We start from the raw sequence: 15,021 nt of genomic DNA on the forward strand, positions 1-15,021 counted from the left end.
GCCTGAAACTGCTATTAAAAAAATGTATAAAGAACACCTCATAACATGATCCATATCATTACCCTGAATGATGTATCCTAATATGATGTGAAGGATATATCAATTATTTCAATAAACCGAACCCTCTTTATTTGATCTTTTAGAACCATTTTCGGAAAATGTCACGACCATCCGGACGTGGAGCATAACCACTTTTGCCGGCCCCTTCTCCGCCTTTTCCTGACACAGTCCATCAGAGGGAGGACAGGATGGCATTTCCCCTTGTTGAAAGAACCTCCGTAATCATTTTTACACGGGAAAAAAGGATTTCCGCCACACGCCCGGCATGTTCCGGCTTGATTAGAAATCCATTCAAAAAATATTCAAGATAATAATAAACATTAAAAGTATCCGCGATATTCTGTCCCGCATTTTCCCGGGAAAACCTCTATTCCGTCATGGAACGGGACCGAAGTTCAACGCCGTCTGTGTTATCATTGACTAAGAAAGGGAGGCGGGCTTAGATATGCTCCTCTTCCTTTTCTCTGTCTTATGGAACAAGCAGCGCACCAAGAAAAATCACATGCGGCCTTTTCCTCCGTCCTGTGGTCCGCCTTTTTGACGGGCATCAAGCTCTGGGCCGGTATCGTGACGGGCAGCTTGGGCATCATTTCCGAGGCCCTGCACAGCGGCCTGGACCTGATGGCTGCGGCCATGACTTTTTACGCCGTGAAGGTGGCCGCCCGTCCTGCCGACGAGAGCCACCCCTACGGGCATGAGAAGGTGGAGAATCTTTCCGCGCTTGCGGAAACTGCCCTGCTCCTGATTACCTGCGCATGGATTGTATGGGAGGCTGTGGACCGGCTGTTTTACAATGAGGCGGAGATCACCCTCACCTGGTGGGCCTTCGCCGTGGTGGCCGTTTCCCTGCTGGTGGACGTGAACCGCTCCGCCATGCTCCGCCGGGTGGCCAAGAAGCACAAGAGCCAGGCGCTGGAAGCGGACGCCCTTCATTTTACCACGGATATCTGGTCTTCCGCCGTCGTGCTGCTGGGCCTTTTCTGCGTATGGCTGGCGCACCTGGTTCCCGCAGATTCCGTCTGGCACGGCTTGCTGGAGAAGGCGGACGCCATCGCAGCCCTGTTTGTGGCGGCCCTGGTTTGTTCCGTGGCCTTCGGCCTTGCCAAACGTTCCATTCACGCCCTGATGGACGGCGGTTCTTCCGCCCTGACGCAGCAGGTTCTAACCGCCATGAAGAAGAACGCCCCGGATTACCCGGTCAAGCGCATCCGTCTGCGTGACGGCGGCGCCCGCATTTTTGTGGAGCTGGACGTGGAAGCGCCCGCGGAGTTGCACGTGGACGACGCCCATGATGTGGCGGAGTCCATCGAAGGCATTGTCAAGTACGAGCTGCCGGAAGCGGACGTGATCGTCCATATCGAACCGGCCCGTGAGAATTTTTCCAACATGGAGCCGGACACGGTCGTCCACCGGCTGGCCCTGCGCCACCATGTCCGCATCCACGGGTTCTATGCAGGCAGCGGCAAACACGCTCCCTGTTATTTCATGGATGTGGAGATTCCCGCGGACTGGCCTCTGGAGCGCGGCTACCATGTGGTGAAGGCGTTCCGGGATTCCGTCCAGCATGCGCTCAAGCCGGAGAAGGTGATCTGCCGCATTGAGCCGGACTGCCGCGATATGAAGGCGAACGCCATTCCGGAGCACGTTCCGCCGGAGGAAGTCCGCCTGAAGGTGAACCTTATCCTCCAGCAGCACAGGAATATCTGCAAGGTTCTCAAGCTGGACCTGGCACGGGAGGACAATTTCCCCACCCTGACTTGCGTATGCTCCGCGGATGCATCCCTGACCATCCGGGAATGCCACCAGATCGCCTCCCAACTGGAAGACCAGATAGAAAATGCCCTGCACCACCTGGGCCGCGTTACCGTCATTCTGAAACCGGCCAAATAAAACAGCATTTTATTTCCACGCAACGTTCATTTCCTCCCCATCATGAAACAAAACAAGTACGACGATAACGTCTTTTTTCAGAAATACAGTCAAATGGACCGTTCCGTGAAGGGGCTGGAAGGAGCCGGAGAATGGAAAACACTGGAACGGCTGCTGCCGGATTTCCATGACAAGCACGTTCTGGACCTGGGATGCGGATTCGGCTGGCACTGCCGGTATGCGGCGGAGCACGGGGCGGCCTCCGTGCTGGGCGTGGACATTTCCGCAAAGATGATCGCCAAAGCCAGGTCCATGGGAAACGAAGGCATTATCGAGTACCGCTGCATGCCCATGGAGGATATCCTGCTTCCCGAGGCTTCCTTCGACATTGTCCTCAGCTCCCTGGCCTTCCATTACACGCCGGATTTCCAGGCAGTCTGCCGGAATGTCTCCCGCTGGCTCAAGCCGGAAGGCGCCTTTATTTTCTCCGTGGAGCATCCCGTTTTCACCGCCCAGGGAACGCAAGACTGGCATTACGATGAATCCGGCCAGATCATGCACTGGCCCGTGGACGGCTATTTCATGGAAGGACCGCGGCAGGCCGTTTTCCTGGGGGAAGAAGTGACCAAGTATCACAGGACGCTTACTTCCTATCTCGGCGCTCTGGCCGCCGGCGGATTTGAGGTTACCGCCATGGAGGAACCGAAGCCGTCCCGTGAACTTCTGGATTCCGTCCCCGGCATGCAGGAAGAGCTGCGCCGCCCCATGATGCTGATTATCTCCGCCCGCAAGAAGTAGCGCCCCCGGTCATCAGTGCCCCGCGGCGGAAGCTCCGGGCACTTCCCTGTCCAGTTCCGCACGGATGCGCTGGCGTTCGGAAACGATCTGTTCGTCGTCCGCGCCGCCTTCCCGCAGGAAGTATTCCGCCATGGACAGAGCCACTTCCGATTCCGAGGAGAAGACCTGGGAGGCGCCGGCTTCCTTAAGCACGTCCACGTCCCTCATGTACTTGGTGTGGATCATCACGTCAATGTGGGGGTTGAGCTCCAGAGCCACCCCCACGATTTCCTTGGCATCCGGAATGGAGGCGGAGAGAATCAGGCTTTCCGCATATTCAATGCCCGCATGGCGCAGAATTTCACGCTGGCTGGCATCCCCGTAAACGATGTCTCCGCCCTGTTCACGTATGGCGGTGACCGTGTCTATGTTCATCTCCACGATGATGACTTCCACCCCGTTGTCATTCAATATTCTTTTAAGAATGCGCCCCGTAGGGCCGAACCCCACCAGCACCACGCGCCGCGCGTCCGGCGACGGGAGCGCCAGGCTGTTCACTCCGCCCAGATCCGTAAGGCCGATGCCGCGCTTTTGCAGCCACTTGACCACAGGGCCAATCTGGCGGTACAGGATGGGATTCAGGGAAATGGAGACGACGGCCGCCAGAATGATGGCCTGGTTGGCGTCCGGCGGCAGAATGTTGTACATGAGCCCCATCCCGGCTAGGATGAAGGAGAATTCACCCACCTGCGCCAGGGCTACGGATACGCTCAGCGCCAGCGGCAGCGGACGCCGCAGGCACCGCACCACCGCATAGGCCGCCAGCGGCTTGCCGATCATTACCACCCCCAGCGTCGCCAGGGCCAGCGGCCAGCAATCCCCCACGGACATCGGGTCAAACATCATCCCCACGGAAACAAAGAAGAGCACGGCAAAGGCATCCCGCATCAGCATGGCCTCCGCCGCCGCGCGAGCGCAAAAGTCCGACTGCCCCACAACCATCCCCGCCAGGAACGCTCCCAGCACCATGGAAGCGCCGAAGAATTTCGCGGAGCACACCGCTACGCCCAGAGCAATGACCAGCACCGCCAGCGTAAACAGGTCCCGCGCTCCCGTCCGCGCCACGTAGCGCAGCACCAGCGGAATGATTTTTTTTCCGGCAAACAGCGTCAGGGCCACCAGCAGGGACAGCTTGACGAACATCCAGCCCAGTTCGTAGAGAATGCCGCTCCAGTCCCCGGCACCGCTCTGGCGCGCCTCCATCACGGCGGGGATGAGCACCAGCAGCAGAATGGTGAACAGGTCCTCCACCACCAGCCACCCCAGGGCCACATGGCCGCTCGGCGTATGGAGGTTCTGGTTGTCTTCCAGGACTCGTGTAAGCACTACGGTGCTCGCCACGGAGATCGCCATGCCGAACACCAGCCCGGAAATCGTGGACCATCCGAACATCCAGCCCACCAGTACCCCCAGCACCGTAGCCACGGATATCTGCACCACGGCTCCCGGCACCGCGACCCTCTGCACGGCAATCAAATCCTTCAAATGAAAATGGAGCCCCACGCCGAACATCAGCAGAATAACGCCCAGCTCCGCGAACTGCTCCACCGTGTGGGAATCCGCCACAAATCCCGGCGAATACGGCCCTACCACTACCCCGGCCAGCAGGTACCCGACCAGCGGAGACAAATGCAGTTTTCTGGCAATAAGGCCGAAAAGGAGAGCGGCGGTCAATCCGCCGACAAAAGTGAAGATGAGGCTGAAATCGTGATCCATACGCGCGTGACAAGTCTAAGAGGGTATCTTTGACCACCAGGTCGTTCCTACGCTATCGCGTTTGATTTCCCCTCACAAGAACGCATTGCGCCGCACTGGAATGCAGTCGCATTTTTCTTGCCGGGGGGAATCTGCGGCAGGAAAAACGGGGCCTGGCAGGATTCTATCATATTTTTATTTTTATTAAAAACTCCGTTTTTATTGTATTTTCAATCGTTTCTAATTGACTTTACGCATACGGGATTCCTATAAAGCGTGTTGATGAAACTCACCCTATCTATCCTATCCTGTCTGACGGGCCTCTCTACCCTGGCCCCCATGGGCTGGGCAGCCACCCATGAAATCACTACCAAGAACTTCCACATCACGCTCCTCGGCAACGGGGACGGTCCGGCGGACTGGATGGGGACCCGTGACTGGAGTGACGACCAGATAGCCGCCGTCACCACCACCCTCAATATCTGGGACGATACCTTCCGCAACACCGCTTCCCGGAAGATTGAAGCGACCATTTCCTGGGGGGCCCTTGAAGAAGGCGTCCTGGCAGGTTCTTTCTCCAATTACGTCGAATACGACGGGGAAAACTACAATGCGGCCACTTCCACGGAAGTCATCTGGAAAGAAGGGGAAGACGTCGTGCTGGAGGAAGGGGAAATGGATTTCAGGCTCCAATTCAATCCCGTCTACGGTTTCAGCACAGGCAATACCACGCCCCAGAACGCCACAGACTTCATCAGCGTCCTTCTGCATGAAATCGGGCATAACGTCGGCTTCAACTCGCTGAATGATACAGGAACATACGGAGAATACTACACGATCTGGGATTCCCTGATCACGGATGCCCAGGGCAACCATCCGGGAGATGCGGGCTTCAATTACCAGACCGGCGTTTCCTACACGATTGGTTCCGGAGGCCTCACTGTTTACAATCCCTTTGTTTTCGCTCCCGGTTCCAGCATGTCCCACGTGGACGCTGCAAGCGACCCGAACGCCCTGATGCAATATTCCATCGGGGAGGGCATCCAGAGGAGAAACCCCAGCGACCAGGAAAAAGCCCTCCTTGCGGAGATGGGCTGGGTGCTCAAGGATGACCCCACCTATTATGCGTCCGTGGACGGCGCTTCCATCACGGACCAGATTGACCTGAATTTCTTCACTTCCGTTCTCGTCAACCGGAACATGACCATTGATCCGGGTGAAGGCGCTACTATCGTCCTGCCCTCCCTCAGAGGAGACAAGGCGGAATACAACGTCACCATCACTGCGGGGAAAGCGCTGACCGTCAATCTCTCCAACACCGCCATGGACTCCATCTGCGCCGGAGAGGTCATCGGCAATGACGCCAATTTCATCAAGACGGGGGCTAAAAACCTGGTGCTGGGCGGCGGCTTTTCCACCAGCGGAGCTCTGGACGTACAGCAGGGGGGACTGGTGCTTTCCGGCGCTTCCAACACCATCGGGGAGCTGAAGATGAACGGAGGAACCTTCGGCGTGTCCCAGCTTGCCAGGGAGGAAGTCACAGCCGAGGTCGGAAAGCTGACCGGCACCCGGGGCTCCATCAATCTTCTCCATTCCACCCTTACTCTGACCGGAACGGACAATACCATTTCCAGCGGCCTCAAACTGGTAGGCTCCGGCACCGTCGCCCTGGCGGAAGGAAAGTCGCTTGCCTTTGACGGCAGCAACACCATTGGAGACGCCATCTACATTGACGGTACCCGGAACGGTACCCTGCACATCACCCAGGGAACGCTGGCCTTCACCAACCAGGCCCGGATGGAAATAGCTACGCTGGCCCTGGATTCCGCCGCTTCCACCCTGAACGCGGGAGCCACCCGGAACATTGTCATTCATTCCATTACGGGAGACGGTGTTCTGGCCGCCCAGGGCGGCCAAATCACCCTGGATACGGCCAATCCCCTCACGTGGAACGGAACTCTCCAAGGCACGGGCACGCTCAGCAAGAAAGGCGCCGGCGCCCTGACGCTGGGAAGCGCCGGAAACGCGGGGTTCCATCTGGATTCCACCAGCGGAGCCATCATCCTCGCTTCCGAATCCTCCGCCTACGGAGCCATGATGCTGAACGGAGGCGGCATTTCCATCTTCCATGCGTCCTCCACCACCCGTTTCTCCGGGCAGGAAGGCGCTCTAACACTGAATGACGCCACCCTGGAGATGAGCGGAACGGCCAATGTCCTGACGGAAAACGCCTCCATCACCGGCACCGGCATCCTACGGCTGAACGCGGATTCCATGCTGGCCATCCGCAACGGCAACAAGCTGGACACGGACATCACTATTGCCGGTTCCGGCCTGCTGGCCGTCCAGGAAGGAACCTTCACCCTGTCCGGAAATGCCAGGTTTGACGGAGCGGCGGTCGCCGTGGGTCCGGAATCCGCTGCCGCCGCGCTGGACCTGGGCTCCACACGCAATTCCATGGTGGGCGGCCTGCTGGGGAAAGGCTCCGTGATCTTCAACAACGGGGAACTCGCCCTCCATGCGGGAAAATCCTCCGTTTTTTTCCGGCTCCTTCCAGGGGAACGGCACAATCAACAAGGCGGGGAAAGCGGCATGGACCTACACCGGCGCGGGGTCAGACACCCTGAACCTCAACATTACGGAAGGGGAAGTGGCCCTGATCCGTGATTCAGCCAATCCCATTCTGCTCCATTCCCTGACGGTTGATGCCACCGGGACGCTTACGCTCGCCATGGCCTCCGCCGGAGCCGCCCATAATACCACGCTTCTCCTTAACGGAACAAGCCAGTTCATGAACGGTTCCACCATCACGCTCGTGATTAATCCCCTGCTGGCACAGACCAATACTCCCTTCATTTCCACGGAAGACGGAGCCACGCTGACCATTCAGGGAGACCGCAACGGGACCACCCTCAATATTGAATCCAACGTCGCCGCGCCGGAAAGGATGCTGGAACTGGTTCTCTTTGAAGGGAACATGGTGGGCAGCTACCTCAATATCAACGCTTACGGCGCGCTGGGCACCTATTATTCCGAGCTGCATGCGGAAAACCGGGACGGCCAAATCGTGCTGACAGGAACCCGCAAGGCGGACAACGCCCTGCTCGCCACGGCTGATACCTCCAATTCCGCCGCCGGGGCCGTCCTGCTCTGGAACTGCGGGGAGATCAAGGACGGAACGGAGCTGAGCTCCCTGAACCGCGCCGTTTCCAACGCCTGGAACGACGGAGATTACGCGAGGGCCAACCACCTTTTGAGCGCCTCCGCCGGAACGGCCATTCCCGGCATCCTGGCCGCGCAAAGGTCCGGCCTGCGGAGGGAAATGACCTTCATCCGCAACCGCGCGGAAACCATGGGCCTCAATCCCGACTACATTCAGGGAGACCTTCCCCAGGTGAACGGCTGGATTGAAGCCAACGGGGGCAGGGATTCCCTGGACGGTTCCAATGAAGGCAACGGTTTCACCCTTAACTCCTGGGGAGGCACCGCCGGGCTGGACGTCAACTGCTCGGAGAATTTCACTTTGGGCGCGGCCTTCTCCGCCAACTATGGGGATTACTCCTCCGACGGGGCTGATTCCGCCTCCGGCGACCTGGACACCTACTACGTGAGCCTCTTCGGCCACTACCGCCACAGGAAATGGGGCCACTCCCTCATTCTCTCCGGGGGCTGGTCGGATGCGGACATTACCCGCAGCGTACGCCATGAGCTGGGAAGCTACCAGGCCAGCTTCAGCACCACCGGCATGAGTTTCGGAGCCATGTATGAGCTCACTTATGACCTGGCTCTCAACAAACGCCGGACGGCCATCCTTCAGCCGGTCGCCAATGTCAGCGTCATGCACTCCTCCGTGGATGGCTTCAATGAAGCCGGAGCAGGCGGAGCGGGACTCCGCGTGGATGACATGGATATTACCACCGGAAGCGTGGCCGCCGGTCTGCGCCTGAAAGGCGTTCTGGGTTCCAACCTGACCGGGCGTGATATCACGGGAGAATTCCGCGTTCTGGTTTCTCAGGACTTCGGGGAGGACAAGGCACAGGCCAACGTGGCCTACCTGGCCAATCCGGGCCTTGTCCAGACCATCAGGGGAGCCAAGCTCGGCCGCACCGGCGTCCAGCTGGGCGCAGGCCTCAGCATTCCCTGCTCCGACTACGGCGCCGTTTACGTGGACGGCAATGCGGATCTCCGCTCCGGAGACACCTCCATCGGCGGAGCCCTCGGCTACCGCTACAACTTCTGATCCGGCTCAGGCCTGATTTGACAAGCGCCATGCCTGCATGTCCGGGCATGGCGTTTTCATTATCCGCGGCATCCACATCTCAAGCCGTCGTGCACGGGCTTACCACCTCCCAGGCTGTTTTTCCGGACGCAGGTGTTTCTCGTACGCCTTTGCGCCAGGCGGTTACCGTGTTACCGCCCCATCCGCAGGAATTCCTCTCTTTTTCCTCGGATTATTTTGATAAACATTGATAATGATTGTTATTTTATTTGAATTTCATGGTAACATAATTTATATTTATTAAAAATAACCTCTTCCCAAATTCATGGCTGAAAATTCAACATTCGAGGAACAGTGGACCCTTCTCAGGAAGGAAACGGGAATGGAAGACGCTCCCCTCCGGCAAAAGCTGGAACACTTTATTTTCCGGCAATATGGCCGGGTGGTTTTGGTGCATTACGTAAAAGCCTTGTCGGCCCTGGAACTCAGCCATCATTTCTACCTGCGGTTCCGCAGGCGGAGCCGTTCCGTGGCGGAACCTATTCTTTACTGGACCGTCCTTGCGGAAACAACCATCAACATGACGCTTGAAGGAGTAAAGGATGTCCAGCCGTCCATCACTCCTCCTGCACGTGCCGGTGTTGCCTCCCAGCTCGACATGTTAAAAGACTGCTACCTCCTTTATTTGAGGGACCGGCAGCATCCCTGCTGGCCTCCGGCATCCCGCAGAAGCCGCGTTATCCGGGACAAATGGAATGCGCCGGAGCTGGAAGCCTCCTATTTTCCCCGGCTGTGCCTGAAAAACACGGACTGCCACTATGCCAACGTCATGAACATACTGCTGGGGGAAACGCTGCACTTCCTGACTGCCCTCCAGCAAATCAGGGACCACGGAAAAACCCTGCTGGAGCTTAAAAAAGAGCAGCACCCGGACGCTTCCCCGGACGGCGCTCCGTCTTCATCCCCTCGCAGCCCGGAACAACTTCCGTGCGGCAAGCGTTGAAGGCAGCCTGCGCTTCTTCCGCCAGAGGGAAGGAAAGGCCGCCGGAACCCTACAGAATCAGCATGCAATCCCCGTAGGAAAAAAACCTGTACCGTTCCCGGATGGCTTCCAGGTAGGCTTTCATGACCAGCTCCTTGCCGGCAAAGGCGCTGACAAGCATGAGCAGCGTGCTCTGGGGCAGGTGGAAATTCGTGATCAGGGCATCCACCACCTTGTACTTGTAGGGTGGATAAATAAAAATGTTCGTTGACCCGGAGCACTCCTTTAACGGCAGTCCTTCCGCGGTAGCCACATGCTCCAGCACGCGAACGCTGGTGGTGCCCACGGCAATCACCCTCCCGGCCTCATTAATCGCCCTCGCGGTGGCTTCAGGCAGGAAAAAATGTTCCGTGTGCATCTGGTGGTCTTCAATCCTGTCCGCCTTCACGGGACGAAACGTTCCCACGCCCACGTGCAGCGTCAGAAAATCATGGGGAACGGCCGCCAGCAGCTCCGGCGTAAAATGCAGCCCGGCCGTGGGAGCGGCAATCGCCCCTTCATGCCTGGCGTAAACAGTCTGGTAGCGCTCCTTGTCGGACGGGTCGCTCTCCCGGTTCATGTAATGGGGAAGCGCCAGGCGGCCGTACTTTTCCTCATCCACCTCCCGGTCAAACCGGATGAGGCGGTAGCCTTCCCCGTCAATGCCTTCCACGGTGCCCACCGCATCACCGATGGAGACCGTACGCCCCAGCTTCATCTTGCGCCCGGGGCGCACCATGCACTTCCACAGCAGGGGGTTGAGCACCTCTGCACGCACCACTTCAATGGCGCCGTCATTGGAAAAATACCTTGCGGGAACCACCCTGGTATCATTCAGGATAAAATGGTCCCCTTCCCGCACATATTCCGGCAGGTCGCAAAAATGCCTGTGCTCAATCAGGCCGGTATCCCGGTGGATGACCATCATCCGGGAGGCGGCGCGGTCCGGGAGGGGGCGGTCCGCTATCAACTCTTCCGGCAGCGGATAATCAAAATCAATGGTGCGCACGGCCAAGTGCATTGCCACGAATCCGCCGAAAGGTCAATACCTTTAAACCATAGGTAACACAATTATATCTTTACCCTGCTTCGGTTAATATGGTATGGAAGGATACATGAACAATTTGCTGTTAGCAAACATCTCCAACGCCACCGCCTGGGGGACCATCCTGGTGATCGTCCTCGTCATCTTTCTGGTCATCTTCTTCGCCATCATCGCCAAATTCTTCAAGACATGGCTGCGCGCGCGCCTCGCGAAAGCCCCTGTCTCCATGAGCAACATGCTGGGAATGTGGCTCCGCAAAGTGCCCTACCCCCTGGTAGTGGACACCCGCATCACGGCGGCCAAGGCCGGACTGGACATCAGCACGGATGAACTGGAAGCCCACTTCCTGGCCGGCGGCGACATCGTGGACTGCGTCCTCGCCCTGATTGCTGCGGAAAAAGCCGGCATCCCGCTGAGCTATGACCGTGCCTGCGCCATTGACCTGGCCGTGAAAGGCACGTCCAAGACCGTGCTGGAAGCCGTGCGAACCTCCATCAACCCCCGCGTCATCGACTGCCCGAACCCCAGCTCCGGCCAGACGCGCCTGACGGCGGTGGCCCGTGACGGCATTGCCGTGGCAGTGCGTGCCCGCGTGACGGTGCGCACCAACCTGGACCTTTTCGTAGGCGGCGCCACGGAAGAAACGGTGGTCGCCCGCGTCGGGGAAGGCATCGTCTCCGCCGTAGGCTCCGCGCCCTCCTACAAGGATGTTCTGGAAAAGCCGGAGGTAATCTCCCGCACCGTGAGCGACAAGGGCGTAGACGCCGCCACGGCGTTTGAAGTGCTTTCCATTGACATTGCAGACGTGGACGTGGCCGGCAACGTGGGCGCGCGCCTCCAGGCCGAACAGGCGGAAGCGGACAAGCAGATTGCCCAGGCCAAGGCGGAAGTCCGCCGCGCCGCAGCCGTAGCCACGGAACAGGAAATGGCCGCCAAAACGCAGGAAATGCGCGCCAAGGTGGTGGAAGCGGAAGCCCAGATTCCCATGGCCATGGCGGAAGCCTTCCGCAACGGCAACCTGGGAGTGCTGGATTATGCCCGCTACCAGAACGTAGTGGCCGATACCAAGATGAGGGATTCCATTGCCAAGCCGGATGCTTCCCCCTCTTCCATTAAATAAATTCTCAGGCCACCGGAGAGACCGGATTTTCTCTCCGGTGGCCCTTCCTCCTTTATGGATTCACTGGCATACATGCTCGCCTCCGGCGGCGATGACGACAGCCTGAAGCTCTGGTTCTGGCTGATCGTGGGGGCGATCTTTCTCATCAAGAAAGTAATTGAGTTTTTAAAACCAAAAGAAAAAGATGAGGAAACGCCCGTCCTGGACACGGAAGACCATCATGAAAAACGCGTGAAGGAAGTCATTGCGGAAATGCGCCGGACCAATCCGCAGCCGCGGCAGCCACAGCCGGCACGGCCACAGGCTCCGGCGCGCGCTCCGCGCCCCTCCGCCCCACCCGTGGAGCTTCCCACTCCCGCCGTGGCCCGCAAGCGCCGGCCTGAACCGGAACCCAAGCCGGAGTGGACGGCGGAAACCGCCCAGCAAACCGCCCAGAACGTGCTGGAACGCTACGTAAAGGCCACGGAAGAAGCCCGGCAGTCCATGCGTTCCCTGTCTGACGCGGAACAGGCCGCCCTGCATCGTTTGCAGGAAAGGGAAATGAAGGAAAGCCGGCCTGAACCGCTTCCCACGGTCGCCGCGTCCGAACCTCTTTCCCTGAAAAACTCCCTGCGCCGTTCCCAATCCTTGAAAACGGCCATTCTTTATCAGGAAATCCTGGGCAAGCCCAGAGCGCTCCGGGGCATTTCCTTCAGCGGGGAATAATAGAGGGGAGGAGGGGGTTTCTCCCTCCGTCCATTCAAAAACCGGTTTTTCCTGGATTTGAAGGAAAGTTTTCAGAATATTTTTATCGGAAAGGTTGTATGAAGGCCGGGAAACCGGACAAGTCCGGCTGGATGGAAAGCTCATCTTGAAGCCCGCAGGGCGGGTAAATCTGGAAGATGGACGAATCAACCTTTCATTCCCAGTCGGAGGCGCTCGTCCATGCCGCGGCAACTCCTGCCTTTTTCTTCATTCCCCCTTGCCTGGAAAGGAAAGGGGAGGTACCCTTCACCCGCAATGACAGATTCACCTTTGCAGATAGCCGGACGCCAATTCACCTCCCGCCTGATGGTGGGAACGGGAAAGTTTTCTTCCAATGAGAGCATGAAAGAAGCTCTGGAAGCTTCCGGCTCCCAAATTGTGACGGTGGCTCTGCGCCGGGCGGACCTGACGGGCTCCCATGACCCCGCCGCCAATATTCTGGATTTCATCGACCCTGAAAAATACCTTATTCTCCCGAACACCAGCGGAGCGACAACGGCGGAAGAAGCCGTGCGACTGGCGCGACTGGCGGCGGCAGCCGGACTCCCCAACTGGATCAAGCTGGAAATCCATCCGGACGCCCAGTATTTGATGCCGGACCCCATTGAAACGCTGAAAGCGGCGGAAATCCTGGTCAGGGAAGGCTTCACGGTGCTTCCCTACATCAATGCGGACCCCGTGCTGGCCAAACGCCTCCAGGAAGCCGGAGCGGCAGCCGTCATGCCTCTGGGCGCTCCCATAGGCACCAACAAGGGCGTGCTGACCAGGGAGCTGATCAACATCATCATTGAACAGGCCGTCGTGCCCGTAGTGGTGGACGCCGGGCTGGGAGCCCCCAGCCATGCGGCGGAAGCCCTGGAGATGGGGGCGGACGCCGTGCTCGTCAATACGGCCATCGCCGCCGCCGGAGACCCCGCCTCCATGGCGGAAGCGTTCGCGCTGGCCTGCCGCGCCGGGCGCATGGCCCATCTGGCCGGCCTTCCCGCCGTTTCCGTCCGGGCTGCCGCCACCAGCCCCCTCACTTCCTTCCTGCATTAAAAGTGCAACGGGAGGGAAAGCGTTTCTTTCCTAACCCCCACAGCCTAGGAAGCCTTGGAAGCCCCCTTCGCCAGCTTTTTGCGAATGAAAAATTCCAGAATGAAACAGGCGGCCACAAACAGGAGGATCAGCGGAATCAGATAAGGCTGGCTGAAGAACATCTGGTAGAAAAAGGCTCCCAGAATAAACAGCATCAGCAGGAACCCGAGGATGATCAGCAGCGCGTTCCCCTGCGTCTCTTTCCGGAGCCGCCAATGGGCAACGAACACCGCCAGGTAGCTGATCAGGAAACAGGCCCCCGCCAGATTGGCGATGGCTACCAGGTTAAAGGCATTCGTCATCACCAGAATGCCCAGCAGAAGATAGAAAAAGCCTTCCGTGCCGCTGCCCCAGAAAGGCTGCTTGAAGATGGCTCCCAGCTGGCCGTTGCGCGCCAGTGCCCGGGAAATGTCCAGCATGCTGAACATGGTGGCGTTAATGGCTGACGCCGTGGCAATGAGCGCCGCCACGGATACGGCCATGAAGCCCCACACGCCCAGCACGGGATAGGCGGCCTGCGCCACGGCGGTTTCCGTGTGGCTTTCCAGGGAAGTGGCGGGAACGTTGGTCAGCACTACGTAGGAAAGCACCAGGTACAGAACCAGCACGATGCCGATAGCCAGGAAAATGGCCTTGGGCAATGTTTTGGAAGGATTTTTCAGATTGCCCGCCGTATTGGCCATCATGCCGTAGCCGGCAAACGCGAAAAACGTCAGTCCCACGCTCCCCAGCAGCCCGTCCAGTCCTTTCACCGGAATGGGGTCCGCGCCCACTGGCACGGAAGAACCGAAGCTGGCAAGCATCAGAACCGTCAGAATAAGCAGCTTGAACGCCACCATCACCACCTCCGACTTCCCTACGGCCTTGGCTCCTCCCATGTTCAATGCTCCCAGCAGCAGAATGGCCACGCTGGCGAAAAGGGCGGTGGAATAGATGTTGGTTAATTCGTCCGGCAAAAACAGGCGGGACGCATAGGCCCCGAAGGACTTGGCGACCAGGGCCACGGTAATGACCAGCGTTCCCAGGTAAATCAGCGTCAGCGCGCCGGAGAGGGTCTTATGGGAAAAAGCCTCGTTGAAATAATCCATGATTCCTCCGGAACCGGGATAACGGGAACCCAGCTTGGCGTAGGTATAACCGGAAAGCAGGGCCGCGACGCCTCCCAGCAGGAAGGACCAGTACACGTTTTTGCCCGCCATCAGGGTCGCCTGACCCATGAGGGCGAAAATTCCCGCTCCTACCATGGAACCTATTCCCAATGCAATCACGCTCCACAGGGATAAATATTCTTTTGGAGCCTTCCCGTGCATAAGGGAATTAGAGAGCTTACAGGG

General features: G+C 58.5%; 11 protein-coding genes. 8 read left to right on the forward strand and 3 right to left on the reverse strand.

Annotated elements, in window-relative coordinates:
- The first annotated feature begins 531 nt into the window (after positions 1–531).
- Entirely contained in the window at positions 532–1,950 is a 1,419-nt protein-coding gene (locus J5W70_RS03925; RefSeq protein WP_022396349.1) for a cation diffusion facilitator family transporter, read from the forward strand.
- 42 nt (positions 1,951–1,992) lie between these two features.
- The gene (locus J5W70_RS03930; RefSeq protein ID WP_022396350.1) at positions 1,993–2,727 is read left to right on the forward strand and encodes a class I SAM-dependent methyltransferase; all 735 of its coding nucleotides are present in this window, start codon (positions 1,993–1,995) and stop codon (positions 2,725–2,727) included.
- A gap of 12 nt (positions 2,728–2,739) precedes the next feature.
- Here J5W70_RS03930 and J5W70_RS03935 read toward each other — a convergent pair whose 3' ends face one another.
- A complete protein-coding gene (locus J5W70_RS03935) occupies positions 2,740–4,482 on the reverse strand; it encodes a cation:proton antiporter (protein ID WP_022396351.1) in 1,743 nt (580 codons plus the stop codon).
- 261 nt (positions 4,483–4,743) lie between these two features.
- On the opposite strand from J5W70_RS03935, the gene J5W70_RS12740 reads away from it, so the two are divergent.
- The 3 genes from J5W70_RS12740 to J5W70_RS03945 all read left to right on the forward strand — a co-directional run bounded on the left by J5W70_RS12740 (position 4,744) and on the right by J5W70_RS03945 (position 9,683).
- Positions 4,744–7,128: a hypothetical protein gene (locus J5W70_RS12740; RefSeq protein ID WP_257228529.1), complete on the forward strand. Its 2,385-nt coding sequence runs from the start codon at positions 4,744–4,746 to the stop codon at positions 7,126–7,128.
- A 685-nt stretch (positions 7,129–7,813) separates the two neighbouring features.
- Positions 7,814–8,701, forward strand: coding sequence for an autotransporter outer membrane beta-barrel domain-containing protein (locus J5W70_RS12745; RefSeq protein ID WP_257228534.1), 888 nt, complete (start codon positions 7,814–7,816; stop codon positions 8,699–8,701).
- Positions 8,702–9,005: 304 nt separating this feature from the next.
- Positions 9,006–9,683, forward strand: coding sequence for a hypothetical protein (locus tag J5W70_RS03945; RefSeq protein ID WP_022396353.1), 678 nt, complete (start codon positions 9,006–9,008; stop codon positions 9,681–9,683).
- A 49-nt stretch (positions 9,684–9,732) separates the two neighbouring features.
- On the opposite strand, the gene queA is transcribed toward J5W70_RS03945, so the two are convergent.
- On the reverse strand, positions 9,733–10,722 hold the full coding sequence (gene queA / locus J5W70_RS03950; protein WP_022396354.1) for a tRNA preQ1(34) S-adenosylmethionine ribosyltransferase-isomerase QueA: 990 nt from the start codon (positions 10,720–10,722) through the stop codon (positions 9,733–9,735).
- 94 nt (positions 10,723–10,816) lie between these two features.
- Here queA and floA point away from each other — a divergent pair, with 94 nt between their 5' ends.
- The 3 genes from floA (at position 10,817) to J5W70_RS03965 (ending at position 13,648) form a co-directional block, all read left to right on the forward strand.
- Complete coding sequence (gene floA / locus J5W70_RS03955; RefSeq protein ID WP_102721569.1) at positions 10,817–11,866, forward strand: flotillin-like protein FloA; 1,050 nt, start codon at positions 10,817–10,819, stop codon at positions 11,864–11,866.
- Between the two features lie 54 nt (positions 11,867–11,920).
- Complete coding sequence (locus J5W70_RS03960) at positions 11,921–12,571, forward strand: hypothetical protein (RefSeq protein WP_102721570.1); 651 nt, start codon at positions 11,921–11,923, stop codon at positions 12,569–12,571.
- Positions 12,572–12,865: 294 nt separating this feature from the next.
- On the forward strand, positions 12,866–13,648 hold the full coding sequence (locus J5W70_RS03965) for a thiazole synthase (protein WP_022396358.1): 783 nt from the start codon (positions 12,866–12,868) through the stop codon (positions 13,646–13,648).
- A 44-nt stretch (positions 13,649–13,692) separates the two neighbouring features.
- Here the strand turns inward: J5W70_RS03965 and J5W70_RS03970 are convergent, their stop codons facing one another.
- Positions 13,693–14,997 carry an APC family permease gene (locus J5W70_RS03970; RefSeq protein ID WP_257228327.1) on the reverse strand — a complete coding sequence of 435 codons (1,305 nt, stop codon included), beginning with the start codon at positions 14,995–14,997 and terminating at the stop codon, positions 13,693–13,695.
- Positions 14,998–15,021 lie beyond the last annotated feature (24 nt).

It is taken from the genome of Akkermansia massiliensis (genome assembly GCF_018847375.1).
GTDB lineage: Bacteria > Verrucomicrobiota > Verrucomicrobiia > Verrucomicrobiales > Akkermansiaceae > Akkermansia > Akkermansia massiliensis.

Excerpts from the sequence above, each read along its gene's own strand:
- J5W70_RS03970 (WP_257228327.1), bottom strand. The coding sequence starts at position 14,997 with ATGCACGGGAAGGCTCCAAAAGAATATTTATCCCTGTGGAGCGTGATT.
- J5W70_RS12745 (WP_257228534.1), top strand. The coding sequence starts at position 7,814 with ATGGGCCTCAATCCCGACTACATTCAGGGAGACCTTCCCCAGGTGAAC.
- J5W70_RS12740 (WP_257228529.1), top strand. The coding sequence starts at position 4,744 with ATGAAACTCACCCTATCTATCCTATCCTGTCTGACGGGCCTCTCTACC.
- J5W70_RS03935 (WP_022396351.1), bottom strand. The coding sequence starts at position 4,482 with ATGGATCACGATTTCAGCCTCATCTTCACTTTTGTCGGCGGATTGACC.
- floA (WP_102721569.1), top strand. The coding sequence starts at position 10,817 with ATGAACAATTTGCTGTTAGCAAACATCTCCAACGCCACCGCCTGGGGG.
- queA (WP_022396354.1), bottom strand. The coding sequence starts at position 10,722 with ATGCACTTGGCCGTGCGCACCATTGATTTTGATTATCCGCTGCCGGAA.
- J5W70_RS03960 (WP_102721570.1), top strand. The coding sequence starts at position 11,921 with ATGGATTCACTGGCATACATGCTCGCCTCCGGCGGCGATGACGACAGC.
- J5W70_RS03945 (WP_022396353.1), top strand. The coding sequence starts at position 9,006 with ATGGCTGAAAATTCAACATTCGAGGAACAGTGGACCCTTCTCAGGAAG.
- J5W70_RS03965 (WP_022396358.1), top strand. The coding sequence starts at position 12,866 with ATGACAGATTCACCTTTGCAGATAGCCGGACGCCAATTCACCTCCCGC.
- J5W70_RS03930 (WP_022396350.1), top strand. The coding sequence starts at position 1,993 with ATGAAACAAAACAAGTACGACGATAACGTCTTTTTTCAGAAATACAGT.
- J5W70_RS03925 (WP_022396349.1), top strand. The coding sequence starts at position 532 with ATGGAACAAGCAGCGCACCAAGAAAAATCACATGCGGCCTTTTCCTCC.